Source organism: Ochrobactrum sp. BTU2 (genome assembly GCF_024539785.1).
In the GTDB taxonomy this organism is placed as follows: Bacteria; Pseudomonadota; Alphaproteobacteria; order Rhizobiales; family Rhizobiaceae; genus Brucella; species Brucella anthropi.
Map to the genome: position 1 here is coordinate 1 of NZ_JAHWRG010000057.1, position 3,067 is coordinate 3,067.

Here is a 3,067-nt window from a genome sequence, read left to right on the forward strand (position 1 = left end):
TGGTTGCGGGGGCAGGATTTGAACCTGCGGCCTTCAGGTTATGAGCCTGACGAGCTACCGGGCTGCTCCACCCCGCGCTATGGGTGTTTTGTATGTATTTGAGAAGATGGTTTGATTTGTGTTCTTGGCAGACCTGGCAGCGACCTACTCTCCCGTGTCTTAAGACAAAGTACCATTGGCGCTGGAGCGTTTCACGGCCGAGTTCGGAATGGGATCGGGTGCAGCCGCTCCGCCATAACCACCAGGTCGGCGAAGAACACAAATTTGAGAAGCTGGTTGTCTTTCGTGCAGATAAATCAGCGATAAACGCTGATAAACAATAAGCACACGACTGTGTGCCGGCGCCTTTGCGCCGCCCACCCGGAGCCATTCACGAAGTGAATAAGGCGTGAGGGGCAAAGTTTTCATCAAGCTACGCTTGATGGATATTGTAAATGGGAGTGATCAAGTCGATCGAGCTATTAGTACCGGTAAGCTACATGCGTTGCCGCACTTCCACACCCGGCCTATCAACGTGGTAGTCTTCCACGGCTCTGATAGGGAATACTCGTTTTTAGGTGGGTTTCCCGCTTAGATGCCTTCAGCGGTTATCCCGTCCGTATATAGCTACCCTGCTATGCCGTTGGCACGACAACAGGTCCACCAGAGATACGTCCATCCCGGTCCTCTCGTACTAGGGACAGATCCTATCAATATTCCTACACCCACGGCAGATAGGGACCGAACTGTCTCACGACGTTCTGAACCCAACTCACGTACCGCTTTAAATGGCGAACAGCCATACCCTTGGGACCTGCTCCAGCCCCAGGATGCGATGAGTCGACATCGAGGTGCCAAACAACCCCGTCGATATGGACTCTTGGGGGTCATCAGCCTGTTATCCCCGGCGTACCTTTTATCCGTTGAGCGATGGCCCTTCCACGCGGGACCACCGGATCACTATGACCGACTTTCGTCTCTGCTCGACTTGTCAGTCTTGCAGTCAGGCAGGCTTATGCCATTGCACTCGACGAACGATTTCCGACCGTTCTGAGCCTACCATCGCGCGCCTCCGTTACTCTTTAGGAGGCGACCGCCCCAGTCAAACTACCCACCATACACGGTCCTGGACCCGGATAACGGGCCGCAGTTAGACATCCATATAGGCAAGGGTGGTATTTCAAGGATGACTCCACAATGGCTGGCGCCACTGCTTCAAAGTCTACCACCTATCCTACACATGCCGACACGAATGCCAGTGTAAAGCTATAGTAAAGGTGCACGGGGTCTTTCCGTCTAACCGCAGGAACCCCGCATCTTCACGGGGAATTCAATTTCACTGAGTCTGCGTTGGAGACAGCGGGGAAGTCGTTACGCCATTCGTGCAGGTCGGAACTTACCCGACAAGGAATTTCGCTACCTTAGGACCGTTATAGTTACGGCCGCCGTTTACTGGGGCTTCAATTCAATGCTTGCACATCTCCTCTTAACCTTCCAGCACCGGGCAGGCGTCAGACCCTATACGTCGTCTTGCGACTTCGCAGAGCCCTGTGTTTTTGGTAAACAGTCGCTACCCCCTGGTCTGTGCCACCCCCACCTAGTTGCCTAAATGGAGGTCACGCTTCTTCCGAAGTTACGCGTGCATTTTGCCGAGTTCCTTCAACGCAGTTCTCTCAAGCGCCTTGGTATTCTCTACCAGTCCACCAGTGTCGGTTTAGGGTACGGTCTATATGCAGGAGCTATTTCCTGGAACCGCTTCGCTGCAAGATCAATCCAATAAGACCTTACAACACACGCGATCCGTCACTACCTGCAGGCCCACGAATATTAACGTGGTTCCCATCGACTACGCCTTTCGGCCTCGCCTTAGGGGCCGGCTAACCCTGCTCAGATTAACTTTAAGCAGGAACCCTTGGACTTTCGGCGAGGGAGTCTCTCACTCCCTTTATCGTTACTCATGTCAGCATTCTCACTTCCGATACCTCCAGGATGTCTCACGACTGTCCCTTCACAGGCTTACGGAACGCTCCGCTACCACGCACAAATGTGCATCCACAGCTTCGGTGTATGGCTTTAGCCCCGGTACATTTTCGGCGCAAAGACCCTTATTTAGACCAGTGAGCTGTTACGCTTTCTTTAAATGATGGCTGCTTCTAAGCCAACATCCTGGTTGTTTTGGGATCCTCACATCCTTTCCCACTTAGCCATAACTTAGGGACCTTAGATGGTGGTCAGGGTTGTTGCCCTCTCCACGACGGACGTTAGCACCCGCCGTGTGTCTGCCCAGTAGTACTCCCCGGTATTCGGAGTTTGATTAGGATCAGTAAGACGGTGAGTCCCCATAGCCCATTCAGTGCTCTACCCCCGGGGGTATTCGCTGGACGCTCTACCTAAATAGATTTCGCGGAGAACCAGCTATCTCCAAGTTTGATTGGCCTTTCACCCCTAGCCACAAGTCATCCCGATCTATTGCAACAGATATGGGTTCGGTCCTCCAGTACGTGTTACCGTACCTTCAACCTGCTCATGGCTAGATCACTTGGTTTCGGGTCTAATGCATCGAACTGAACGCCCTGTTCAGACTCGCTTTCGCTGCGCCTACACCTACCGGCTTAAGCTTGCTCGATACACTAAGTCGCTGACCCATTATACAAAAGGTACGCTGTCACCCAGGACGAACCTTGGGCTCCAACTGTTTGTAGGCATCCGGTTTCAGGTACTGTTTCACTCCCCTCGTCGGGGTGCTTTTCACCTTTCCCTCACGGTACTGGTTCGCTATCGGTCATGCACGAGTACTTAGGCTTGGATCGTGGTCGACCCATGTTCAGACAGGATTTCACGTGTCCCGCCCTACTCAAGGACAACAGGTGTTCTACGTGTACGGGGCTATCACCCACTTCGGCAAACCTTTCCAGGTTCTTCCACTTTATTCCCTATTGCCACTGGCCTGGTCCGCGTTCGCTCGCCACTACTAGCGGAGTCTCGTTTGATGTCCTTTCCTCTGGGTACTTAGATGTTTCAGTTCCCCAGGTTCGCTTCTAACACCCTATGTATTCAGGTGTAGATACCTTATTACGATAACTAGAAA

The 3,067-nt window shown here is 52.8% G+C and carries 1 tRNA gene and 2 rRNA genes; all 3 read right to left on the reverse strand.

The annotated features are described in order from the left end of the window. A tRNA-Met gene (locus KWJ32_RS27770) sits at positions 1–77 on the reverse strand. Positions 78–131: 54 nt separating this feature from the next. After that, positions 132–246: ribosomal RNA gene (rrf, locus tag KWJ32_RS27775) — 5S ribosomal RNA — on the reverse strand. Positions 247–440: 194 nt separating this feature from the next. Further along, positions 441–3,067 (reverse strand): 23S ribosomal RNA (locus KWJ32_RS27780); the annotation flags it as partial.